At 35.7% G+C, this 26,991-nt stretch carries 15 protein-coding genes; all 15 read right to left on the bottom strand.

Annotation, left to right across the window (positions count from 1 at the left end; translation table 11 throughout):
• Window positions 1–5 precede the first annotated feature (5 nt).
• The 15 genes from ATE47_RS18690 to ATE47_RS18620 all read right to left on the bottom strand — a co-directional run bounded on the left by ATE47_RS18690 (window position 6) and on the right by ATE47_RS18620 (window position 26,824).
• The gene (locus ATE47_RS18690) at window positions 6–551 is read right to left on the bottom strand and encodes an OmpH family outer membrane protein (protein ID WP_062163378.1); all 546 of its coding nucleotides are present in this window, start codon (window positions 549–551) and stop codon (window positions 6–8) included.
• An 8-nt stretch (window positions 552–559) separates the two neighbouring features.
• Window positions 560–3,100 carry an outer membrane protein assembly factor BamA gene (bamA, locus tag ATE47_RS18685; protein ID WP_062163377.1) on the bottom strand — a complete coding sequence of 847 codons (2,541 nt, stop codon included), beginning with the start codon at window positions 3,098–3,100 and terminating at the stop codon, window positions 560–562.
• 26 nt (window positions 3,101–3,126) lie between these two features.
• Entirely contained in the window at window positions 3,127–3,876 is a 750-nt protein-coding gene (gene uppS, locus ATE47_RS18680; protein ID WP_062163376.1) for a polyprenyl diphosphate synthase, read from the bottom strand.
• A gap of 1 nt (window position 3,877) precedes the next feature.
• Window positions 3,878–4,771, bottom strand: coding sequence for a type IX secretion system protein PorG (locus ATE47_RS18675; protein WP_062163375.1), 894 nt, complete (start codon window positions 4,769–4,771; stop codon window positions 3,878–3,880).
• A 215-nt stretch (window positions 4,772–4,986) separates the two neighbouring features.
• Window positions 4,987–7,482, bottom strand: a complete 2,496-nt coding sequence (locus tag ATE47_RS18670; RefSeq protein ID WP_062163374.1) for an exopolysaccharide transport family protein — start codon at window positions 7,480–7,482, stop codon at window positions 4,987–4,989.
• A 4-nt stretch (window positions 7,483–7,486) separates the two neighbouring features.
• Entirely contained in the window at window positions 7,487–8,365 is an 879-nt protein-coding gene (locus ATE47_RS18665) for a polysaccharide biosynthesis/export family protein (protein WP_062163373.1), read from the bottom strand.
• Window positions 8,366–8,397: 32 nt separating this feature from the next.
• A complete protein-coding gene (locus ATE47_RS18660) occupies window positions 8,398–9,525 on the bottom strand; it encodes a glycosyltransferase family 4 protein (protein ID WP_062163372.1) in 1,128 nt (375 codons plus the stop codon).
• Between the two features lie 110 nt (window positions 9,526–9,635).
• Complete coding sequence (locus ATE47_RS18655; protein WP_062163371.1) at window positions 9,636–10,637, bottom strand: glycosyltransferase family 2 protein; 1,002 nt, start codon at window positions 10,635–10,637, stop codon at window positions 9,636–9,638.
• A 3-nt stretch (window positions 10,638–10,640) separates the two neighbouring features.
• The gene (locus ATE47_RS18650; RefSeq protein WP_062163370.1) at window positions 10,641–11,711 is read right to left on the bottom strand and encodes a formimidoylglutamase; all 1,071 of its coding nucleotides are present in this window, start codon (window positions 11,709–11,711) and stop codon (window positions 10,641–10,643) included.
• Between the two features lie 169 nt (window positions 11,712–11,880).
• Entirely contained in the window at window positions 11,881–12,966 is a 1,086-nt protein-coding gene (locus ATE47_RS18645) for a twin-arginine translocation signal domain-containing protein (protein WP_062163369.1), read from the bottom strand.
• Window positions 12,967–13,160: 194 nt separating this feature from the next.
• Window positions 13,161–15,719, bottom strand: coding sequence for a type I DNA topoisomerase (gene topA / locus ATE47_RS18640; protein WP_062163368.1), 2,559 nt, complete (start codon window positions 15,717–15,719; stop codon window positions 13,161–13,163).
• A gap of 206 nt (window positions 15,720–15,925) precedes the next feature.
• On the bottom strand, window positions 15,926–19,426 hold the full coding sequence (locus tag ATE47_RS18635; protein WP_062163367.1) for a T9SS type A sorting domain-containing protein: 3,501 nt from the start codon (window positions 19,424–19,426) through the stop codon (window positions 15,926–15,928).
• Window positions 19,427–19,741: 315 nt separating this feature from the next.
• Entirely contained in the window at window positions 19,742–24,382 is a 4,641-nt protein-coding gene (locus ATE47_RS18630) for a T9SS type A sorting domain-containing protein (RefSeq protein WP_062163366.1), read from the bottom strand.
• Between the two features lie 295 nt (window positions 24,383–24,677).
• On the bottom strand, window positions 24,678–25,817 hold the full coding sequence (locus ATE47_RS18625; RefSeq protein WP_062163365.1) for an EpsG family protein: 1,140 nt from the start codon (window positions 25,815–25,817) through the stop codon (window positions 24,678–24,680).
• Complete coding sequence (locus tag ATE47_RS18620; protein WP_062163364.1) at window positions 25,814–26,824, bottom strand: hypothetical protein; 1,011 nt, start codon at window positions 26,822–26,824, stop codon at window positions 25,814–25,816. The genes ATE47_RS18625 and ATE47_RS18620 overlap by 4 nt, the downstream gene beginning before the upstream one ends.
• Window positions 26,825–26,991: the final 167 nt, after the last annotated feature.

Here is a 26,991-nt window from a genome sequence, read left to right as displayed (position 1 = left end):
AACTTTTACTTTTTACTATTAGTTTTTTCTTTTTTGTCGTTTCCTTTTAATAAGATATCCAAAACCTTGTCTGAATAATCAAATCTTTTCTGAAGGAAAATTACATTGTTACTTGTTTTATCAAGAACCATGCCCAATCCGTTTTTCTCAGCCATCGTTTTGATTGCGCCCCAGATCTGATCCTGGAAAGGCTGAACTAAATTTGTTCTCAGCTTTTTAATTTCTCCAGTAGCTCCGAAACGTAAGCTGGTAGTGGTTTTGATATTTTTCTCCAGATCCATTACTTCCTTTTCTCTTAGCTTCAACTGATCGCCTATCAAAAGCACTTTTTCACTTTCAAAGGCTGATCTTTTACGTTCATATTCAGATTGTAGGTTTTGAAGTTCAGATTCCCAAGTGTCAATCTGTGAATTTAGTCTTGCCTCCGCCTCTTGATATTGAGGAAGCTTATTTAAGATATAATCAGTATCCACAACACCAATTTTTTGTGCGTTGCTTATACCAAAAAGCAAAAATAAAACAAACGAGAAAACAATTTTAAAATTTTTCATATTGTGAATTATAATGACTGATTCATCAGGAAGTGAGTCTTCCAACCAGAAGGTTCTGATGAGCCAATTGGTTTATCAAATCCATAAGCGAAGTCAAATCCAATAAGACCAAATGCTCCCATATAAACTCTTACACCAACACCCACTGATCTTTTTAACTGGAATGGATTATAACTACCCCAAGAATTCCAAACATTTCCTCCTTCAGCAAACGTTAATGCATAAATTTTTGCAGTTTGATTTAATGAAATCGGATATCTTAATTCTAACGTAAATCTGTTATAAATAGTACCTCCTCCTAATGGAGTAACATCGACGTCTGACTGTCCTCCGTAAGTAGATGCGTTTTCGTAACCTCTCAACGGAATCAATTCTCTACCATCATATCTACCACCGAATAAGCCTGTACCTCCAACATAGAATCTTTCAAATGGCGGAGCTCCCAAGTTTTTGTTGTATCCGTCCATGAATCCCATCTCAGCAGAAGATCTCAACACCAATTTCCCAACAATCTCGTTGTAAACATCGGCTTTGAACTTCACTTTATAGAATTCCATCCATCTGTATTTGTCAACCGGCGTCATTGTAGAATAATCTTTGTTACTAAACGCTGAATACGGCAGTGTAAATTTCACAGAGAGATCTAAGTTTGAACCTACTGTAGGGAAGATCGGGTCTATACCTGCAGAGTTTCTGCTCAATCCTAAGTTGATACTCAAGTTATTTGCAGAACCGTAATATTCCGTTGTTCCACCGAAATCAAAAGGATAATTTTTAAAATCATACTTCTGATACTGAATTCCCGTGTATAATGAGAAATAATCATCCGGCCATTTCAACAATCTGTTCAACCCTACTGAAGCGGAGAAAATATTCAACTTCTGAGAATCTCCGTAAGCATCTGAGTATTTTACTCTTGAGTTGTTTAAACTTACAGAAAGTGCTGTAGGTCTTGTTCCGAATAACCATGGCTCTGTAAATGAGATCCCGTAATTCTGGAAGTATTGACCAGCCTGCGCCTGAATAGATAATGTTTGCCCATCACCTTGAGGAACCGGCTTAAAGTCTTTAAACTTAAGGAAATTTCTCAATGAGAAGTTGTTGAACGTTAATCCCAACGTTCCGATGAAGCTGTTACCACCGTAACCTGCCTGCAACTGAACCTGAGAAGAACCTTTCTCCACCAATTTCCAATTAATATCTACCGTATTATCCTGCTGGTTTGGCTGGATATCCTGGCCGATCTGTTGTGGGTCAAAGAATGACATCCCCGCAAGATCAAAATATGTTCTTTTGATATCACTTTTAGCAAAAAGGCTTCCCGGCTTTGTTCTTAAAGCTCTAAGGATCACGTGGTCATGAGTAGTAGTATTACCTTCCCATGTTACTTTGTTCCAGGTTGCTTTTTCACCTTCATTGATACGGATTTCAAGATTGATTTTGTCTCCGTCTACAGATTTTTCAACGGGAGTTACGTTTGAGAAAAGGTAACCGTTGTTCATATAAACAGACTTGATATCGGAATCATCTTCCTTACCGCCGTCTTCCCCTACTTTTTTGTTGAATCCTACTGCATCGTAAATATCACCTTTTTTATATCCTAAAAGTCTTTGTAAATAATCTGTAGAATATACTGTATTTCCGGTAAAGGTAACATCACCAATGTAATATTGCTTACCTTCTTTAAGTTTTAAATCGATTTCGTAATTGTTGTTTTTGTTTCTCCAAACAGAGTCTGAAACAATTGCGGCATCTCTATATCCTAAAGAGTTATAATAATTGATAAGGTTTTGTTTGTCTTCCTGATATTTTTCTTCGATGAATTTTGAAGATTTTAAAATACCACCAATCCCGAATCTTTTTTGTTTGGTTTCTTTAAAGGCTTTATTTCTAAGTTTTCTGTCGGTAACAGCTTGGTTTCCTTCAAACTCGATATGGTCGATCTTTACTCTTTTGCCTTTATCAACAGTAATCGTCCAGTCTACTAAATTAGGATCTCCTGCATTTACCTTATCCTGAATCGTAATTTTAGCATCTGCAAATCCTTTTTTGACATAGTCTTTAGGAATATTTGTTTTAAGGCTTGAAACTAAATTTTGAGTAATTTTAGTCCCCGGCTTAAGATTGTTATCTTTTGCTAATTTTTCGCCTTTAGATTTTCCGATCCCTTTACCTGTGAATTTCACTTCACCAAGGTCTTTGAGGTCTTGTAAATAAAATCTTAAAACAATAGTCTCGCCTTCAATACTCTGAACATATACCTCTACTTCCGAGAAAGATTGGGTGTCCCAAAGCTTTTTTACAGCGTTACTGATTTTCTGTCCCGGAATGTCTACAGTTTCTCCTTTTGTAAGTCCTGTAAACCTCAAGATCTGAGCCGGCGTATATTTTTTCACCCCATCTACAACGATGTCTTTCAATGTATACGTTCCTGCTTGATTTTCTGCATGTACAGGATTGCTCACTTTTGTGCTATCCTGTGGAGTTACCTGTCCATAAAAATGTGCAGAAGCAACAAACATAATGATGGGTAATAGTCTAAACTTCATTTTATCGTAGTCTTTCTTTTCTTGTTTTACTGGATTTTTATTTGTTCACCGGTCATCCCGAATCTTCTTTCCTTGTTTTGATAATTAACAATACACTGGAAGAAAATATCTTTTGTAAAGTCCGGCCACAGAACATCTAAAAACTGCAGTTCTGCATAGGCGATCTGCCAAAGGAGGAAATTACTGATTCTGATCTCACCGCTCGTTCTGATTAATAAATCAACAGGTGGAAAATCTTTTGTATATAGATAGCTTTCGAATAATTTTTCATTAATATTCACGGTATCTATCTTACCTTCTTTTACGTCTTCGCTTATGTTTCTAACGGCATTCAGTATTTCATTTTGTGAGCCATAGCTAATGGCCAATACCAAATTCCCTTTTGTGTTTTCTTTTGTAAGTTCCACCACCCGAAGAAGCTGATCTCTTACGAGTGACGGCAGTTTTTCTAAATTTCCAATGACATGCATCCTTAGCCCTTTACTGAAAATCTCTTCCGCCTCCAACAATAAGGTTTCTACAAGTAAACTCATTAAAGTATTTACTTCTTCCGTAGGACGGTTCCAGTTTTCCGAAGAAAAGGTATAAAGCGTTAAATATGGAATATGAATCTCATTGCACGCATTAATGGCATTTCTTACAGCATTAATGGCATTCTTGTGACCGAAAGTTCTTTCTTCGCCACGAGATTTTGCCCATCTTCCATTACCATCCATGATGATAGCAACATGCTTTGGTAAATTCTCAGTATCTATTTTATCTTTTATCAACGACATATTAATCACAATAACATGGAGGTCTTCCAAACGAATATGTCAGCCCTAAGCTTACGGTATTCATCCAGTCCTTAGACCTAAGATCTCCAATATTTCTCTCTCCTAAAAATTTAGCCTCTCTTTCCTTAGACACTACATAATAAGCATCTGTCTCAAGTAGAGAGCCACCTGTAAGAGGACTTAAAATATCTCCATTATATGTAGAAACCACGTCTTTACTCAGAATTTTACTGTGATCCAGCTGATCTGTCATCGTGTATCTAAATGTAGCTTCTGCGAAGATAGCCCAGTTATAGTTAAATTTATATTTCAAGCCTACTCCAAAAGGAATATGCATTGTAGTTTTTTTACCGGTAGTGTAAACTGGTGTCGTTGTAAAATCAAGCTCGTTGATTGGAGCCTGAGCAACACCGTCTGCATCTCTTCTAAAGTCGTTCACCAAAGTAGCCTTTGGAGCATCAAACATCAAAGCACCTACCCCACCGAAGATATATGGACTTACCATACCTTTCTGCTCATTGTTTACCGGGAAGAAGTTGTATTCAAACATCAAACTTGCTTCATACACATCATTTTTTCCAAATGCATTTCTGTTCTTTCTGTATTCTTCTTTGGCAACCTTGTCGCTAAACTGAATCTGGTTGTATCCAAGATCTAATCTTACAGTTTGGTGAGGATTAAAATTAAACCTATATAAAATACCTCCATAAAACGGAACTCCCCAATCCGACGCTTTACTTAAATCCAATGGCTTTTGTAAAATATAATTAGTTCTTCCTATATCACCCACCAGGTTACTCATACCTAGACGAACTCCCAATTCGTTTCTTTGAGCTTTAACACTTACCACAGTTCCTAGAGCGGCAAGGAAGCTAAACAATAATTTTCTATTCATAAAAGAATATGGATTTATGGTTATTTTAAAATTTAATTTTTGCAAATATAAAACATTTTTATATTAATGATAATCTTAATGTTTAGTTAAAAATAAACAAAAAAACATAATTTGTTATAAAGTAAACGATAAACTCATGAAAATATTCTTTTTTTAATAGATTCAAAAATTTATTACCATATAATAAACCCCCATTAAATGAGGGCTTAAATGTATTATTTTTTATTGAATATTGACTGAACTTTATTCCTAATTCTTATCAACAACGGTTCTTTATAGTTTTTATCCTCATCAAAATACCCATATCCATAGCCGTATCCATAGCCGTAACCGTATCCATAGCCATATCCCTGCTTCGTATTATAATCATTGTAAACAATTCCCAAATGATTAATTTCTCCGTTGTGATACTTCTCAGTGATCATTTTCAGCATATATTTTTCCGTGTATTCATGGCGAACTACATATAAGTTGGCGTCAGAATACTTCATCAGCTCATAAGAATCTGCCACCAAACCTACCGGCGGGGAGTCAATGATGATGAAATCATACCTTTCTTTTAGATCTTCAATGAACTTTACGTTTCTTGAACTCATCAAAAGCTCCGAAGGATTGGGAGGAATAGGCCCCGATGTTGCTACATCAAGATTCGGAATTCTTGTTTTATTGATAATCTGATCAACTCCTACTTCACCTGTAAGATAGTTTGAAATACCATATTGATTATCAATTTTAAAGTCCCCGAAAATTTTTGGCTTTCTTAAGTCCATTCCTAAAAGGATTGTCTTTTTATCACTTAAACCGAGCACTGAAGCCAGGTTGATTGAAACGTATGTTTTTCCTTCACCACCAATGGAAGAAGTCACTAAAATCACTTTACTTGCGTCATTTTCTCCAGACAGGAATCTTACATTTGCCCTGATCCCTCTAAATGCCTCTGAAACAGAAGATTTTGGCTGGTCCAAAACGGTAAGCATATTCTCATTACTGTTGTTCCCGATTACACCAAGTAATGGAATTCTTGTAGCATTAAGTAACTCTCTGATGTTTCTGATTTTACTGTCAAGGAACTCGCCAACTAATATAAACAGCAATGGTAGAACCAATAATCCGCCGATAATTCCTGCTTTTGCAGCTTTAACATTTGGCCCGATTGGTCCTTGCCCAACATTTTTTGCAGGGTCAATCACACTTATATCCGACTGGTTTGCAGCCATTCTCAGGTGTGTTTCATTCTGCCTTCCCAGTAAGCTGTTGTAGGTAGCTTCAATCATGTTATATCCTCTTTCTGCATCCAGATACTTTCTTTGCTTTTCAGGATAGGATGAAAGATCTGCATTGGCATTTGCTACCTGCTGGTTGATCTTGTTTATTTCGTTATAATATCCTGTATAATAGTTTCTCAAAGCACCCGAAGAGCCTGTTTTGGCTTCATCAATCAGTCTATTGATTTCCAGCATCGGCTCAGAATTCGGCTTATAAATCAAGGCCATTTCTCTTCTTTTAAGATATAGGGCTCTTAGTTCTGATACTGAAGCGGTGAACAACCCATCCTGAAAACCAGCTGCCGTTGTATTGATCATTTTATCAAAGTTCTGCGACTCAAGGCTGTTCTTGATTTGATTTAATGAAGCTAATTTACTCTCAAGATCTGCTTTTTTTGCCTCCAAATCTTTAATTCTGGTCAAAGATTTTTCATCCCTGTCTTTAATATCATACAACTTTTCGGTTGTTTTCATATAATTCAGGACATTTGCACTTGAATCCAGCTTTTTTCTGATTGTAGTAAGATTATCCTGCAAATAAATATCTGTATTTTTATCTACCAACATTTTATCAGCAAGTCTTTTTTTCTGTAGCTGGCTTACTGATCTGTTCAGGAAATTCACGGTACTGTTAAGATTATACCCTTTTTTGGTAATAATCATTATGGTACTGATTTCCTTATCAAATTCCACTCCTATTGTAGAAGTAATATCTTTAACAGATTGATTTACTGTACTTAAGCTAACAATAATATTGTTCAGTTTAATTTTTGGCGCCAAGTGACTGGAATGCAGTCTGAATTTTAAGTTCGGGGAAGTGTACCACTCTCCTACTTTTATAATTTTATTGGCAGGTCTTTCGTATTGACCGATGTTTGTAAAACCTTCGGACTGATAGCTATATAAATTAGTAGAATGTCCTTCGTCCGGTAAAATTACTTCATAAGTATTACCACTCTTAGGAATAAGGGTAATGGGATAATTTACCTGTTGAGGATATTTTTTATCAATTTGTAAATAAACAGGAGAATCATCCTTATCCAAATAAGTGGATTTTATGATTCCTTTGGTAGAATAATTCACAAAAAGATCCAATTCTTTCACCAAAAATTCATTGTGAGTTCTTGACAAAAGCATTTTCTTTAGATATACTCCATCCTGATTTCCTCCCTGTCCCCAGATAAAATTGATGGACTGGCTAGGAGTGAAATAGCTGGAGGTGTTATTGGAAATACTTAATGACAGATCCGAGGCATAAATATTCTGTGCGTAATATTTGCTGTAAACCCATGAGAGTCCATAGCCTATAAAAAGCATAAGCACAAACCAATACCAATTTTTTAAAACTCTTCTTAAAAAATGTTCAATATCAAATAACGAAAAAGATCCGTATTTTTCCTTCTGAGAATCATTCTTCTCCACGGTCGTGTTTTTTCCTGGAATCATGATTTTAAAGGTTTTTAAGAAGTAGATAAATTGACAACGCAGTGGTAATCACCGAAACTCCGGTTGTAAGAGTCTGGATAGGATCTTTCCCGAATCCGTTCAAGCTTTTCGCTCTTGTATTCAGGTATATTTCATCACCGTTCTGTACGTAGTAGTACGGCGAGTTCATTACATCTTCACGGGTAAGGTCTATTTTTGCGATTTTTATCCCTTCCGGCAGTTTTCTGTGGATCACAATACTTTTTCTGTCGATTGTCCTGTTTAAACCTCCGTTTATTGCTAAAGCTTCGGTAACGGTAAGTGTATTTTTATGAGCTACTTTTTCACCGGTAATCCCTGTAGTTTCAACATCTCCAAGTATATAATAGGTAATTCCATCAGTATTTAAACGTACTTCGGATTTTCCTTCCTGAAAGTTTTCATTTACTTTATCCTGAATTTCCTGGGATATTTCCTCAATTGTTCTTCCTTCAGCTTTAATATATCCGATTCCGAAGACATTAATATCTCCTTTAGAATCTACTTTTAAACCATTAAAATAAAAAATAGAGTTACCACCTGTGCCACCGCCACCAGATCCGCTTATTGAGCCTCCTCTGCCGCCTGTTGCTGCATTGTTTGTACTCGGGGCAACAGTAGATCCGGACGTATTCAACGATGAATAAAACTGTGCGGCATCTCCTTTGGGAGTTGTAACGATGTTAAGGTTTAGGATGTCATTTTTAGTAATTCTATAAACGGGAATGTTATAGGGAACCAAACCTTCTTCATTGATCACAAGACTTTCATTCGGTTGCATGTATCGCACATCTTTTGTGGTGATACAAGAAGTCGTAATCAGAAAAGGTACTATTAAAAGGAATAAATACTTATAATTCTTCATCATATTTTCAAGTTGTTTGCAAAAATAAAGATTTAATTGTTAGTCTTTTTATTATTCTTTAAAAGATAAATAAAATCTGGAATGTAAGCTCCTAAAAAACCAAGGAAAACAATAACACCCAGTAATAGATTTACATTAATGTGCCTGAAACAATAAGCTACACTCACTACAAAAAGATAATATAAAATAATATAAAAACTTGATCTTCTGTGGGTAAGATTCAGTTTCAGCAATTTATGGTGGATATGATTTTTATCTGCGTCAAAGGGTGATTTTTTATTGGCCAGTCTTATAATAATCACATTCAGGGTATCAACAATAGGAAGAATGAGAATAGCGACTGCCACTACCGGTGCCGACTGCAAGTGATATCTTGGGATGGTTGGAAGCTCTTTGTCAATAAAAATATCAATGAAACAGATTGAAGTAAATGCCAATAGAAACCCTAAAAGCATTGACCCCGTATCACCCATAAATATTTTATTGGTCCTGTAGTTTGAAAGATTGTAGTACAGAAACCCTAGGACCGCTCCTATGATCACCACGGATAAGATAACCAGTGGATAATTAAATTCCCCTAACCGATAATAACTAATCCCGAAAAGCGCACTGCAAATCACAGAGTATCCTCCGGCAAGCCCGTCAATTCCGTCAATAAGATTAAAAGCATTAATAAGGATAATAAAAGTAATAATACTGAATATGACACTTACAATATATCCCATCTCATAAATCCCGAATATTCCGAACAAGCTTCTTACCCTTATATCGGAGCCCATGACAATTAAAGCTGACACAACAATCTGCGCAACCAGTTTTTTGTAGGCTCTCATCACCACAATATCATCCATTACGCCTACGTAGAGGAGAATCACAAGTGAGGCAAACAAAAATTTGTACAGATCAAAAAGCTCGTATGCAAAGATGGAGGCACAGATTCCTATAGAATAAAAAATAGCAATCCCCCCAAGATTTGGTATCTTACGTAAATGGGAACTTCTCACGCCCGGCTCATCCATCAAATTTTTCCTTCTGGAAATCTTAATAATGGTAGGAACAGAGAAAAACGTGATGAGGAACGAGAACAAAAAACCCAACCCCATTTTTACATAGAAAATAGGAACACCAGATTGAGTTAAGAACAATTCAAAATTCTTCATTTTTTTTCTATTCAAGCACTTAATGTCTCTTTTAAAAGCTTTGTCGACCTCGCAAAAACATTTGGCTATTAGTTTTTACAATACCGAAACAATAGTACTTACACTTGTGTTTAAACTAATTTTCTTATCAGTCTTTTCTGACCCGCAAAAAATAACAGATAAAAAATCTTTTTTTTCAGGGGCAAAGATAACAGATAATTTTTATCAAAACGACTATACTTCAATATATCTTTGATTTTTATATTTCTTTTTTTCATGAAAAGCCCAAGTTTACTGGACATTTCATAAAAAAGCTTTTCATCTTTTACAAAAGCCAGATAAGCAAGAAAAGAATAAACGCCCTCAAAAATCTGAAAATTTTTAAGCTCTTTTCTTTTTCCTGAATATCGGGATTGTTCAAAAGCCATTTCCACCTCTTCCACAGCTTTCAGGATATCAAGTCCTTTTTCCGTGTGCGTTTTTGTGATGGAATCTGTTCTTTCCAGATATTGATAATGAAAATTCTGGGTTTGAGCAATGGTCTTACATTCTAATAAAAGTTGTGGAATCAACTGAATATCCTCAAAATGTGCTCCTTTTTTAAATCTTTTCCCGTTAAAAAGTTCTTTTTTAAACAATTTATTACAGGCAAAATAACTCAAATCAGAAAAGACAGAAAAATTTTTATTCAGATCGATCTTTTCAGGCATATTTGGAATTTGTGTGAGTTTTTGGGTAACATTTCCGTTTTGATCAACCTTTTGAATATTGCAGACCACCATCTTAGAATAGTGTTTCTCTGCCAGATTCACCATTTCCTCAAACATTGTGGGCGTAACATAATCATCACTGTCCACAAAACCTATATAATCTCCAGTCACACGGTCAATTCCAAAGTTCCGGGCGTCACTCAGACCACCGTTTTCTTTAACGAAAGGTTTAATTTTTTCGGGGTATTTTTGAGCATAATTTTGAATGATCTGCTCAGAATTATCCTTACTTCCATCATTTACAACCAGAATTTCAATATTTTGATGTGTCTGATTAATCAAAGAATCAAGGCATTTTGCCAAATAATTTTCGACATTATAAACAGGAACAATGATGGAAACTTTTGAGGGAACGTTTGTCATACATTAAATTTTCGTCAGTCGTGCATTCAGCCAGCCTTTTTTGGCTTCATCAAAATCTTTCCTCGAACAGGGAATACAGTTTTCTATATTTTCATCCTCCCCGAAATACCAAAGATTACTGAAAGTATCACGTTTAAAAGCATATTGCCTGTCATCAACCAGAACATAAAACACCTCGTACTGCCTTTCTTTCGGATGAGATTTCTGGATGTTGATTCCTTCAATCAGATACCATATCATTTGTGCAAGAAGCTGATGGTTCAGTTGATTTTCAGAATAAATATTATAATTAAAAATCCCTACGGATTTCAGGTTTTCACTCAACCCGATTTCTTTCATGTAGGCGCAGATTTCTCTTCGGTTCAAGCCATTCACCTGCGGATTCATTGAAAAAGGATCGCCGAAACTTTCGATAGCATCACAATTTACAGTCACCAAATCAGCTTTTCTGAAAAACGGTTCTGTTTTTTCCGTGGAATTCATCATTTCAGCCAGACGGACAATCTCAAATTCCACTTCTTTAATCAATTTCACGGTATCAACTTCATTTAAATGCTTTTGATAGCCTAAATGATGATAGTTTTTAATTGAAAAGTTCTTAGCTCCGAAAATTTTACTTAAGAAAGTATGTTCGTTAATTATTTCACCCTGCTTAAGGGAAATAATATTGCTGATTTGAGTATAATTAATATTTTTCGTGTGGAAATTCAATGCTGAAAAAAGTGAAAAAGCAAAGTCATTTGAACCTCCGATGATTACCGGAATGGCTCTTTTATAATGACAAGCCGACAATACTTCCTGTAAAATATAATGGGAATCCTGAACAGATTTTCCTGAAACCAAATCTCCCAAATCCACAACCGGAATTTCAAAATCCAACTGTGAAAGCTTGTAAAACTCCTTCCTGATTCCTGTGAAGTCCTGCACCTCCGCGCCACCATCCGTACCTCTGTAATCCGAAACGAAAAGAAGAACAATGCTGTCTTCCTTTATATCTTTCGTGATTCGACTTCCGATCTGCCAGCTTTCGGTTTTGAAATTTCTTGGTGAAATGATAAAATCTTCAAAATTCATTTGATATCCTGCATTGTTTCCGCAAACATACAAAAAACCTCATCAACTTGAAATTGTGCCGCCTTTTTTGTTAATAAAAAACCATCAACAAATTGTTAACAGCTTCTTTATTTTATTTAAACAACTTTGTCAAAGATTTAAAACTTTGACAAAGTCTGCGGACATATTTTTAACTTTTAGTCTTTACAATTTCAAACACAAATGTCGTAGAAGTCTCGAATTTTCCGCCCTGCGTGGCTCCGAATAAAAATTGAGGCGTTTCTCCGTCTTTACTCAACAAAATCATTGGCCGTTCTAATCTTCCGAATCGTTTTAAATGTTTAGCTGGACTGGTTTCATTAATGTAATGCAACATGTTGAGATAAGCAATCTCAGGCTTTGTCCAGTGGACTCCGTCTTTTGTCGTTAAATGCAATCCATATTCATGGTTAAAAAATCCCATGTCTCGCGCTACCATATGGAATTTTCCTTTTTGCTTCCACACAAATGCATCTTCAAGCTGAGCATTGTTGGGCAAAGATGAAAAGTCAATTACAGGATTTTCGGAAACTTTAATGTAAGGTCCCATCGGAGAATCTGCCTTTGCCAAGCCATATTTTCGATTTCCCCTGACGGCTCCTTTTTGAGTTTCATATTCTTCGGTATTCCAGGATTTGTAAAAGAGCCAATATTTACCGTCGTTTCCTTTTACAAAAGCGGGATTTGTCGTACAATGATCGTCCCAAGTTCCTTTTTCTCCGGGAAGAAGCAAAGGTTGATCCGGTCTTGTCCATTCTCCGTTAAGACTTCTTGAAGTAGCAAGGCCAATTCTTTTGGTATTTGTTTTTCCATTAGAATTTCCCATGAAAAACAGATAATATTGATCATCTACTTTCTTAATTAAAGGGTTATGACAAGTTGTTGCATCCCAAAATTCGCCTCCTCTCGGCGCAAGAATAACCTGCTTATGCTGAAATTCATCAAAAGGAGAATCTGCTTCTGCCCGACAGATTTCGGATCCGTTGAGCCAGCCGCCCATTCCTTTTTCTTTTTTCCATCTGGAATAAAAAAGGTGAACTTTTCCGTCTTCACCCCAAATCGGAGAGCTGCACCAGATATAATAATCCTCCAAAGAAAATTGCCTTCCAATTGGTTTTAAATTAAAATATGGCTTGTCTGAAAAATCTAATTTTGTAAATGATAAACCCAAAACCACAGCCGCGATTCCCAGGGCTGAAGTCTGTAAAAAATCTCTGCGTGTGAACGGCTTGCTCATTTTATTTATTTGAAAGCTAATTTAGTATAAGCTTTTAAATAGAGTGTCCCGCACTTTAGGGTATTTTAGCTGCTGAATTTTTATGAATGTAATTTTTATGAATGTTTTTAGTTTCGGCGGCTTCGCCGCCGAAACTAAAAACCACAAAAAAACCACAAAAAAACCGCTACATTTTGTGGCGGTTTTTTATCTACTTATTTCTTTTTAGCAACTGCTTTCTTCGTTGTTGTTGCCTTTTTAGTCGTTGCTTTTTTCGCGGCCGGTTTCTTTTTCTCAGCAAAGGCTTTAGGATCCTGATCTGTGATCCATTTTTTCACCTCATCCAAAGAAACATCTTTCAATTCTTCGGCGTCGTATTTTATATCATCCTTTTTCTTCGGGATTTTAAACATTGCTTTTCCGAATTTAACAAAAGGACCCCATCTTCCGTTTTCAATGGAAATTTTTTCTTTTTCCCACTGCTGGATATATCGGTTTGCTTCCTTTTCGAGCTTAGCATCAATTAATTCATTGATGTCGCTTTGAGAAAGATTATCAAAATTATATCTCTTCGGAACGTTGATGAAAATATCTTTATACTTAATGAAAGGCCCGAATCTTCCGGAACCTTTTGTTACAGGTTCGCCTTTGTACGTTGCAATCGGGGCGTCTGCTTTTTTCTTTTCATTGATGATTTCTTCAGCACGTTTCTGGTCAACAGAAAGCGGATCTTCACCTTTCGGAATGCTGATGAATGTTTCTCCCCATTTCACGTAAGGTCCGAATCTTCCGACCCCCACAGAAACAGGCTGTCCATCAAATTCATTTAAATCAAAAGGTAACTTAAATAGTTCCAAAGCCTCATCAAGGGTGATTGTTGCAATATTCTGACCAGACATCAATGAAGCAAAAACCGGTTTTTCCTCATCATCCGTTTCCCCGATCTGAATCATGGCACCGAACCTTCCGATTCTGGCGTGGACATTTTTACCCGTTTTCGGATCGAGTCCTAAAAGTCTGTCTCCAGTTGCCCTGTCTGCATTTTCTTCTACGTCTTCAATTCTCGGATGGAATTTTGAGTAGAAATCGGTCATCATTTCTTTCCACTTCTGAGCACCGTTTGCAATTTCGTCAAAACTTTCCTCAACTCTTGCTGTAAAGCCGTAATCCAGGATTTCTTTAAAATTATCTGTTAAGAAATCACTTACCACCTCACCGGTATCCGTTGGAACAAATTTATTTTTATCCCCTCCGAATTTTTCTTCAAGGACTTCTTTTTTGATTTTATCTTTTGTTAAAGACATTTTCACCACCTCACGAGTCTGCGGTTCAATCTCTCTTTTGTCAACATATTCACGGTTCTGGATTGTCTGGATGGTCGGCGCATACGTAGACGGACGTCCGATTCCCAATTCTTCCAGCTTTCTTACCAGTCCGGCTTCCGTATATCTTGCACTTGGCCTTGTGAATTTTTCTGTTGCTATAATTTTTTTATAATCTAAAACTTCTCCAACGCTTACTTTTGGAAGTAATTTTTCATTGTTTTCTTCATCATCCTCTTCGGTTTTAACGATTCCGTAAGCTTTTAAGAAACCATCAAAAATGATAACTTCACCTTGCGCTTCAAAATTGTGAGGCAGTTTTGCGTTACCGATTTCGATCACTGTTTTTTCAATTTTGGCATTTGCCATCTGGGAAGCCAGTGTTCTTCTGTATATTAATTGATATAATTTGCTTAATTGAGCATCACCAATTGTTTTTACAGAAAAATCTGTCGGACGGATGGCTTCGTGGGCTTCCTGAGCTGATGCGGATTTTGTAGTGTAATTTCTTGGTGAAGAATATTCTGGGCCGTACTCCCCGATAATTTGTTTTTTTGCACCTTCAATAGCTTCCTGAGAAAGGTTTACCGAGTCGGTTCTCATATAGGTAATGTGTCCTTCTTCATATAACCTTTGGGCAAGACGCATGGTGTTGGTAACATTATATCCTAATCTTGAAGAAGCCTCCTGTTGTAACGTAGAAGTTGTAAAAGGAGCTGATGCAGAACGTGTTCCGGGTTTTGTTTCAACATTAAGAACTTTGAATTCAGTAGTTTTTGCTAATTCTAAGAATTTTTCCGCGTCTTCTTCTTTTTCGAAGTCTTTTTTAAGTTTAGCGGCAATTTCCTGTTCGGATTTGTTTAGGAAAATTCCGTCAAGCTTAAAACTTGCTTTCGGAACAAATTCACGGATTTCTTTTTCCCTTTCAACAATCAATCTTACGGCAACCGACTGTACTCTTCCTGCTGATAATCCCGGTTTTACTTTTTTCCAGAGCACCGGAGACATTTCAAAACCTACGATTCTGTCCAGAACCCTTCTTGCCTGTTGTGCATTTACTAAGTTTTGATCAATATCTCTTGGGTTTTCAATCGCTTTTAGAATGGCATTTTTAGTAATCTCGTGAAAAACAATTCTTTTTCTATTTTCCGGCTTTAATTTTAATTCATCAGCTAAATGCCATGCAATTGCTTCCCCTTCGCGGTCTTCATCGGAAGCCAGCCAAACCATTTCGGCTTTTTTTACGGCAGCTTTCAATTCTGTTACCAATTTCTTTTTATCCGCCGAAACTTCGTAATCCGGGCTGAATGTGGCAAGATCAATCCCCATCCCCTTTTTAGGTAAATCCCGGATGTGCCCGAAACTGGATTTCACATCGAAATCCTTCCCTAAGTATTTCTGAATAGTTTTTGCTTTTGCCGGTGATTCGACGATTACTAAATTTTTCGACATTCTAAAAATTTTTTGCAAAAGTAAAGTTTTTTTATTAGATAGGTTTTGTAATATCACTATTTTAACAATTGATAGTTTATATCAATGGCTAAATCCTAAGTTTAGTTATGTATTTACTATTTTTTTAATCAATTTTATTTAAATAACAGCAAAACAAATGGGATAAAACTTTCGCTTTACCCCATTTTCAGTATTATCTCAAATATTTAATCCTTAATAATTTTTATAGCTTCTTTTGAAGAATTAACCCTCACCAGATAAGTCCCTGAAATCAATGAAGATACATTTGTTTTTCCATCTTCAAACTTACCGGTTTTCACAAGCTGACCAGACATGTTATAGATCTGATAATAATAACCATCCTTATTATCCGGAGCGTCGATATATAACTCATCTTTCACTGGAACTGGGAATAATGAGATTTTTTTGTCATTTATAATTTCCAGTGCATCATTTTTACTTAGAAGAGCGGCTGATTTGGCTGCAGGTAAAGATGTGATGCGTACTCTGGGAATTACTCCTTCTTCATTTCCATTAGCGTCATACTTTATTTTTACGCAACGGCAGCTCATTCCGAAATAAGGATCATTATTGTCATGAAAAGCAATCATACGATTGGCTGTAGCGGCTGCGTCAAACAAAACATTGATAGGTCTTCCGATATAATTTGCATTGAGAGCTGCTGTCCAGACCCCTGGATATTGATAATTTATAAAATTGTAAGTTCCTGTTGCAGTCTGATTGCTCATCACGCTTCTAAATCCCCGTGAACCGGAATTTGGATAGTTTCCTATACGATAGGAAGGATTCATAAACATATACCCAATAGTATAGCTGTATGTTGCACTCCTTCTTACTCTTTGTCCTAAATAATCAGTTATTACGCTATATGAAGTTGCTACATTTTTGTCTATTTTATACCAAGGTGTCATACCGAAATCTTTTCCGGAGGCGATTGCCACACTTGAAAGATCAGGAATTCTCCACCCGGCAGGACAAGGATCAAACGGAGATTTTTTGCCACCTCTTCCCCATCTGTCCGGAGCGAGATTGGGCTCGTTGGCCAGCCAGTCTGTTCCATTAGTATAAGATGGGGTGGCGCTGTTGTAGGGAGCAAAAGCACTTGGAATCATATAGGTCAAAGGGTTTTTCACAGAATATGATAATACTTTTGCTATTTTATCTGAAACTTTATCTGCCGCTAAAACATTGGCATTTGCTGTATTAGTATAAGTATTATAGGGAACAATAAAGCTTCCTGTCATATTATTATAATTCGCAGCAGAAAGTGCGGTATAAGCCAACGTTCCACTTGCGGTAAGACTTCCTAAATAAACAGAGTATGACGCCCTGTCGTCCGCATACTGAAAAACAGGCAGCGGATCTTTTCTTCCCCATTGATAATGTAATCCTGTAGAAGCTTTAATTTTGGCCAACTCTGCCGCGGTAGGTGTAAGCGGATTTGCTACGGTAGGAAACGCGTCAACAGCTCCCAAATTTCTGTCCATAAATTCTGTTTGGAAAACATTATCAGCTTTTTTAACAAAATTAATATAATTAGGAACCGAAGTATCCGGAAGTTCTGTAGTATAATTATAACTACCTAGTGGTGTATCGGTAATCCAGATATGCCAAGACCAGTACACGGGATTTGAAACACTTCCATTATGCAGTGTGATTACTGCATTACCACTTTGATTAGGATTTACCGTAACTGAAATTTTTGAATTTGAAATCTCAGACAAAGAACCCGGTGAAGGATTGAGTACAGATAATTTATTGATCAAATTAGTATTCGTTGTCCAAAAAACATTGGCTTGAAGGTTATTATAACTTATCGGGTCTAAAATATCTTTATTATTTAAAATCTGGCTTTGTACAGAAAATGCTTTGCTTACAGGAATATCAATTGTAAATGAAGATCCTGCCTTTACTGCCTGATACGTGTTCGGGTTTTCAAGGCCTTCACGGTATTCTGTAGGAGGAACAAGATATACCGTGGGAAAATTATAGTCATTTACTATATACAGCGGGTCTTTCACACATCTGCATCCATTAGCATCTGATGTTACACTTGTCCCTAAAGGAAAATACCAATATCTCCCCTGCACATTTGGGAAATTGGGATCTGGTATATCCGGCTGTCCTTTGTCCGGGATCATGAAGAGGGTTCTCGCTCCTACCGCAGGTGTTGCATCAAATTGTCTCGGCATTGTTGCCGTCCATAAAGCAACATGATGCTGATCAGAGTATTGTCCTAAATGGGCATTAATAGACAATACACCCGTGCCCGGGTACAATCCCATGTTCAATCCTCCGACATTAGAAAAATCAAAACCAACGTTTGGATATAATTTTGCTCCAACCATAAAGCTCGGAACTCCGGAATGGGTAGGTTTTATGATGTGATATCCGTTTTGTTCAAAAACATTTTTTCCCATGTTGGTCCTCACTCCATAAGGAGAATAATCTACTCTGATATCATCGATATAACTTGCAGAGGCCAAATTTGCCACTAATACTGAAGGAAGCCTCCAACCATTAGGACAGGGATCATAGGATGATTTGTTCTTGTAAGGTTGTGCCGCATCATTAGCATTATAATTTGTATTTATCAACCCTTGAGAATTATCAGACCAGAGATTAAGCTCCGGTAACCGATTGTCACTCAATCCCGACATTTTACCAAACCAATTGACCATTAAATTGGCATTATTGTTATAGTAAGCAAGTCCGGAATTATCATCTTTATTTACATAGATAAGACTTAAAGGGTTTTTTACGGATAACCTGATATTATTGGTAATATTTGCATTTGAAAGCAACACGAATTTCCTTAAATTATCTATGGAAGTTGCTCCGGTAAAGTTTTTCGCTCCTCTATGTCTCACTCTCCCGATGGAACCGGAAACCTCATAAAAATCATTTCCCCTATAAACCAAAGGCGGTATTGGATCTTTTCTTCCCCATTGATAAAGCAGTCCGCCGTTCCTGTTCCAATCATTGGCAGTAATGGAGCTTGTTACCGCTCCCAAGTTTCGATCCATCCAGCCCCAGTCTGCATCCGGAATTGCTTCAATAATGCCGTTTGCTCTTTCTCTTTTGAGATTTGGGAAGCTTTTATATCGGGATCCGTTGGTAGGATCATCTGTCACCCAGACATGCCATGACCAATAGATCTCCCCATCTATCCTGAATGCTATAACCGCATTTCCTTTTTTGGCTTTATTAATTGGAACTTTGATTTTTGCATTCTGTCCGGAATCCGCTATTTCGAGCGTGTAGCCCGGACCTGATTTTATCAGGCCATGTACATCTTCCCATAAAACATCAGCCGTTATTTTTCCTGTGGGAATGGAGGAACCGCCTATATATTTGTCCTGCTCCCACATGACATAGGCTTTTTTTACCGGAATATAGAGCCCGTCACTATTACTTACGGGATCAAAAATATAACTATTGGGTGCTTTGGTCCAATCCGGCAAAAGTGATTTTGAAGTTTTTTCTAATGCTTTTGTATTAAAGCTTACCGGTTTTCTATCTGCTGTAGAAGATTTTATTATGGAGTCTGGAATTTTCTCAAAATTTGAAAATTCTGCATTGCAGAGAGAATTTTTCTTCTTCCATTCAAAACTTGTCCCGGCATAAATTTCGTTCGTGACTAGGCAACATAGCATTGCCGCAAAAATGTTAAGTGACTTTTTCATATCCTTGATTTTGTGTGTCTTTTGAAGTACAACATTTAAACCCTTGTTAAAAAAAATCGATTTATTTTATAAATAACACTTAAATAAATAAAATTACCTATTAAATAAATAAAATTATTAAATTATATGTGTCAAAATTTCATTTTCCAACTTGAGCATTGCGAAAATACTGCATTTTTTGAAAAAATTTTTATGCTTATAATCAATTTAAATTAATATTAATAATGAAAAAGCAATAGATTACGTAAATAATACAGAAACAAAAAAAAGACAACACCTAGGTGCTGCCTTATTAAATCATTGTTTTTAATGTTTTTATTCTTTGATAATCTTCGCTAGTGTTTCAGAATCGTTTATTCTTATTAAATATGCTCCGGTTATTAAAGAGGAAAGATCAGTCTGTTCATTTTCAAACTTACCGGATCTCACTAACTGCCCAGACATATTGTACACCTGATAATGATATTCTTTTACTTTATCATTGCCTTTGATGTATAAAATACTTTTCACTGGGTTCGGGAATAATTCAAGCTTATTTTGGGCTACTTTTTCTTCAATTATTGCTTTTGCTAAAACATTTGATGCTTTTGCTGTTGAAGTGGTTGTTACTTGTAATCTTGGTACTGGTCCTGCCTCGTTTGCACCGTCTGTTTTTATTTTTACGCATCGGCAACTGGCTCCGAAGTAAGGATCATTATTATCTTCATAAGGCTGGAGGGTTGAATAACTCACATCGCCTCCTAAAGACATTGGACGACCATATGAATATGATAACCCTGCCATCCAAATTCTGAAATATCCCCTATCAACATTAGAATTAATGACTGATGTAGAACTTCCCGTTACCGTTCTAGCCCCCCGAATTCCAGCTATAGAATAATTACCTATTTTATAAGCAGCATTATCAAAGATAAACGCCCAGTGTCCACTATATGAGAACCCTCTCCCTAAATATTCTGTTGTAAATTTATAAGAAGCATTTTCTATTATCCCTTTTTTATAAAAAGGAGTGGCCCCGAATGTTTTAATTTCCTGAGCAATAGAAGTAACATCAGGAATCCTCCACCCTTCAGGACATGGATCAAATGGTGATTTATTGCCTCCTCTACCCCATCGGTCCGGAGCAATGTTGGTTTCGTTAGTCAACCAATCAGAGCCATTAGTTGCTCCTGCTTTGTATGGTTGTTTATTACTAGGTTTCATAAAGACTAATGGATTTTTTACAGAATAGGCTAATACTTTTGATATTTTTTCAAAGATATTATCTACAGCTAAAATATTAGCATTGGATGAATTTCTGTATACATTTGATTCTACAATATACCCGGCATCGTATGCAGCTGATGAAAGCGTTGTAGGATAAGTAATATTTCCATTATCATCAACATTACCTAGATAGATATTATATGTAGATCCACCGATATTAATGAATGGAGGAATCGGATCTTTTCTTCCCCATTGATAATGCAATCCTCCTGAAAGTCTTATTTTTGCCAAATCTGCAGAACTTGGAGTTCCTGAAACGCCAGGCATCATATCCTGAGCTCCAAGATTTCTATCCATAAATTCGGTTTCTAATATTCTTCCTTGTTTTATATAATTTACATAATTAGGAGCCTCATTAACTGGCTTGTCAGTCGTATACTTTATGGTCTCAACATTTGTATTAGTCACCCATATATGCCAGCTCCAGTAAACAGGATTAGCAGTACTGCCGTTACGTAAGGTTATTACAGCGTTACCAGCCTGATTAGCCGCTATTTTTACATTAATATTTGTAGTTGAAATATCATTCAATGATGATGGACTTATATTAGAAAGTTTGATCTGACTTATTAAGTTTTTATTATCCGTCCACAAAACATTTACTCTAAGATTATTAAAATTAAGCGAATTCAAAATCTCTTTATTATTTAATAATTGACTTTGAACAGAAAACGCTTTACTAATAGGGATATTTAATTCCGAAACTGTAGAAGATTTAACGATATTGTAACTGTTAGGATTGCTTATTCCGGTAATATATTCTACTTCATCATTAAAAAATTCTGTTGGAAAATCATATTGATTTACTATATATAATGGGTCTTTGATACATCTACAAGCAGCTGCATCCTGTGTTGTCGCACTATACATAGGATTATACCAAAATATCCCAGTTACATTGGGCAGATTAGGATCTATTACATAGGGTTGATCTTTATCCGGAATCATACTTAAAGATGCCGCTCCGGTTACTGGCACATTATTTACAGCAGCTTTATGCATTGTAGAAGTCCAGATTCCAACATGATGCTGATCAGTATATTGACCCACATGATAATTTCGTAGAATAGCTCCATTGCCAGGAAATATTCCCATATTGTTGCCTCCTACATTCGACATATCAATACCAAAATTTGAATAAACCTTAAAGCCTTTAAAATAATCAGGAACATTAAAATCATTAGGTTTTATTTTATAGTGATATGTTTTTATACCATTCGCATTTTCATCATAATCAAGTTGATTAAGTTTTATCGTATTCTTAATACCAAACGGACTAAAATCCAGCCTTACATCTTCTGCCAAATTTGCTACCAACATAGAAGGAATTCTCCATCCATTTGGACATGGATCATAAGATGACTTATCCCTATATGGTGCCGCTGCAATGTTTTCGTTATAATTAACAATAGTAAGTCCTTGTGAATTATCAGACCATAAATTTAATTCACTTAATCTGTTTGCTGGTAAAGCAGAAGATGTTCCGAACCAGTTTATTGGGGCGTTTAAATTATCTGCGCTACCCGTTTTATAATATGCTTGTCCGGAATTATCATCTTTATTTATATAAATAAGCCCCAACGGATTATTAACCGCAAAACGGATGTTATTCTGAACATTTGCATTTGATAATTTTATATATTTTGAAAATGTATTTATTTTCTGCCATGTAGTACTATTAGTATTATCTATAAATGCCTGATGTCTGATTCTCCCCACTGTACCAGTAACTTCATAAAAATCATTTTTATGCTGCAGAGGTGGTTGTGGATCTTTCCTACCCCATTGATAAAGTAATCCACCTGATCTATTCCAATCATCAGACGTAATTGTACCTGTTAAAGCTCCTAAGTTTCGATCCATCCAACCCCAATCTGAAGTAGGGATAGGTTCTATTGTACCGTCATTTCTTTGCCTTGTTACACCGTCAAAACTTTTATATTTTGTTCCGTTACGCGGGTCATCTGTTACCCAAATATGCCATGACCAGTAAATCTGGCCGTCAGAACCTCTAAGTGCTATTACTGCATTTCCTTCTTTGGACTTATTAATAGGAACTTTAATTTTTGCGTTTTCACCAAGACCTATAATTTCTAATGCATAATTTGTCTTAGACTTAATTAAACCAGGAACATCTTCCCAATAAACATCTGCTGTAATATTTCCATCAGGAATAGACCCTCCACCCATATGTGCTCCATTTCTCCACATAACATATGCTTTCTTTACGGGTATATATAATCCGTCATTTTCTTGATTGGGAACAAAAATATAGCTATTTGGTGCCTTGGTCCAGTCAGCGATGCTATTATTATCAGGAATAGCCCCAGCTTTTAGGCTATAGCATCCATTAGAACACTCTCCCGTATCTAAAGCTGTATCAAAAATTCCCACATAATTAATAAACTTAGCAATCTCGCTTTGTATATCCTGTAAAGATCGTATAGATTGTGAAGTTGTTGTGGCATCATTCCGAAGTGCACCCATTCCGTAGAACGTCATTTCCGGAGTATTTGAAATAATTAAATTTTCAGATCCGGGACCTCTTCTTGCTCCTGCCTGATCATTTCCATATCCGAAGAATGCAGCTCCATAATTACTATCAGCAGTTAAGGTAATGAACGAGCCATTGTTTTTATAAACCCTTAATCCAGTGGCCTGACTTGAAACAACTACAATTGGTTCCTGATCTGTGATAAACTCGGAAAGCTTTTTATGAATGGTATTCAATGTATTAAAATACTTACTCTGAAGCTGAGTAGGATTTGTGAAATCATGATATCCTAACCCGTTTGTTTCACCTTCCCACTTGCTGAATTTCAGCATTAGTCCGTTGATGGAAAATTTACCTGCAAACATATAAACGGGATCATTATAACTGTATAAATACGGTGTTGGATGACCTGCTATATTATTATAAATATATTCCGGAGTTGAGCCAAGAATATTACTTGCTGTTCCCTGATTGACCATTTTAATGGATTTCACACCAGAATTATCAATAAGAGAGGCGGGAGAGGCAGGAGAAAAGACAACATCATCCTTTTTATTATCCATTTGAACATTTCCGATCTTGTTCCACGAATAAACCGAAGTTACTCTATCTTTCACACCCGTTACCTTACCACTTGGATCCGTAATAAGTGTTCCTTCTTTTTTGGGAGTTAAAAGAATGGTGTATTCATTTTCGTCAAGGTCGCAATTTGTAGCGGCGTAATCTCCAAACTTATAATGTTGTATGGATTTATTCCAGACGATCGTATTAAAGTCTGTAAGATTTGTATCGGAACTAAGCTCAACTTTCAAATCATATGAGCTTTGTACGGATGCAGGAAGTTCAAAACTGGCTTTAACAGTTTCATTGTACTGATTGTAAGAATATAGCATTTTACACCAGCCAGTAACCCAATTTCCCTGGGAATCTTTATACTTGACTGATAATCTTACATGGTCGTTTAAGAAAGACTTTGTCAATTTACCTTCTAGCACTACCAATCCCTTCTCATTCACATTTTGTTGAATGACGATATTTGAATCAAGGTTGTAAAGATATGGCGGCAGATAGTTGCCTGCCATTTTGCTCAATGCTCTACCTGAATTACCCGGTGCTGACGGTAAGTTAGCAGTAGCATGAACGGAAGCAATACAGAGTATTGCAGTAAAAATCTTAGAAATAGATTTTTTTTTCATACGTGTTTTTATGTTTATTAATTATAAAGAATATAACGGGTTATTCGATTAACCAATAATTAATCAAAAGACCTACATATTTTCTAAGGTATTAAAGGTGTGGAAGAATTTTTCTAAATTAGAAATCAAGAAATAGCTAATAAATCTTAGTTAAAATTTTTCATTAAAATGTGTTTTTTAAATTTTTGTAAATATAGAACTTTTATCAGTCTTCTACAATTATTTTTTAAGCTCAATATACTAATATATAATTGTAGACTTAAATAATAAATTACGGATTTAATGCTGAAGTTTATTACGGCAAAATATGATTCTTATACAAGTCAATTGTAAATTTACCTGCGACAATGTTTCGGAAGCTGGCAAAAACAACGAAATTGAAAATTACCAACGAAATAATAAAGCTGTATATTAATTTCTTCCCATTTGAGGAAACTACATACATCGCATTAGGAATAATCACATAAGCAAAACCGATAAATGCTCCTGCCATCCTGGACGAGAATACGGGATTGTTTCTAAAGATAAAATACATACATATTCCAAATACTGCAAATACCTTATGATACTCATAATATGGATATTTCTCCTCCATTTTTTTATCGAAGGTAAACAGGAAAAAAGTAAGGATAGCCATCATTGCCTCAGGAATACCAAATCCACCGTTTAATCTTTCAGCTGTCTCGTCAATATATCCATTAAATCCTTCAACAAGCATACTGTCTGCTGTTAAATTACCCAGAAAATCCCCAAAAACTCTATAAACCTCAAAAGGTGAAAGGAAAACAGATCCTAAAATTAAAACAAGCATAGTCGTCCTGTTTAAAGGAAGCTTTACAAGCCAATACATTGGTAAAAATAAATAACAAACATTATGTATTCCCGTAGCTATAAAGACCCAAAAAAGATAGGGAAGCAACTTTCTTTCCTTTATGTACCGTATCGCAAAATAAATTACAAAAGTTCCTAAATTCTGCCTTATCTGCCCACTTTCACCAATGAAAAAGTTCGGGATAAACATAAATAAAGTAAAGGTAAAAGGATAAAATGTATTGTCTTCCGTATATTCTACCTTAAAGATCATCGCAAAAGTTGCTACAACAAGGGTAACTATATAAAACGGAGCATTAAATATATTCAGTAAAATCTTATTAATCAGCGCATACAACCATTCTATTTCTACATTTTCCGAACCTTCTATATGCAGTGCTTTTCTAAAAATATTAATATATTCCTTGGTATCAGAATAAATATAAATCCCTCGATAACTACCATAATCCGGTCCTACATTATCACGAAGTCCTACAATAAGTATTAGATAAATTGCTAAAAACCAAAACCATTTCTTTTCAACTTTGTTGCCAAAAACCTCCTGGATACTGAAAAATAGCATGTAAACAATCGCTATAATATAATATGGGTGCAGTAAATTCATGCCTTGATTTTTGAATTTTTAAATTGATAAAGCGCCACAATAATTGCCGTAAGAATAAGAGGCAGAAAAAGTCTCACCTCCCAGAACAGCCCCACTAAAGTGATCATAATAAGATAAGGCATTGAGAAAAAAAGATATTTTTTCAATACATTTTTATTCTCTTCATTTATGCACATTTGATAAATAAAGTTCAAAACAATAATTGCAAAAAACAGTCCGGCCAAATTAAACGGGCTTCCAAAATTTCTATTAATATAAAAGCCCTCTACAAAAGTCGTTTCTTCCTGCGTAATCATTTTTCTCAACCCTAAATAAGGAACAAGAAATGCAATAACCAAAGGAATAATCTGCCAGATAAATTTATATTTTTTTTCTTTTAAATCATTAAAGTTAAAGAAAACAGCAGCAAAAAAAGCAATATTAAGACATGCAGTTTCCCTTACAAAGGTTGACACAATAATTAGGGCTATCAGTATATAATAGTATGATTTTTTCTGGGTTAATGAATATTTAAATGTTAAAAAAACACCTGCCAGATAACAAAACAATGCAATGGTATCACAATTCGTTGGAGCATACTGTGTAATCACAATAAAGAAAACCGACAGCAGATGAATAATTCTCCTTACATTATTATTCCGAAGAAATTCTGAAGCATTAAGTTTAAAAATAGAATTGAGTATCAGAGAACACAAAATAAAGAAAAAGCTGTTCATCACGAAAAGCCCATGATAAAAAGGTGTTCCGTTTTTGGAAAAAAAATTCTTAAAAGAAGAAAGCGGATGATTCAAAAGATATTCCATCATATCAGTCATCTGTACACTAAGGTAATTAGGAATTACCCTGTAAGCATACACGGAACTGAATAAAAACGCCGGAGGTCTTTCGGAAGTCTTTAATCTCGTATAAGATGATTCGAACCCATAATAAGACATCGCAAACAACAAAAGCGGAAGAACTATTACAAATAAAAATCCGTTTATTTTTTCATCAAATATTTTAAACATATCAAAATCTAAGCTATATTACTTAGGTAATTTTTGCTTTAAAATGTATTTCATCAATCGGGAACTTTTGCAAAAGTAGAAGTTTTTTTCATTCCACCTAGAATATTTTATTGATTTTCAGACAAAACTTATTGTTAAATCTTTTTAAAGTAATAATGAAAAAATTA

This window comes from Chryseobacterium sp. IHB B 17019, assembly GCF_001456155.1.
In the GTDB taxonomy this organism is placed as follows: Bacteria; Bacteroidota; Bacteroidia; order Flavobacteriales; family Weeksellaceae; genus Chryseobacterium.
Note: the sequence above shows the minus strand (reverse complement) of the source record. Positions and strands in the feature narration are given on the sequence as shown.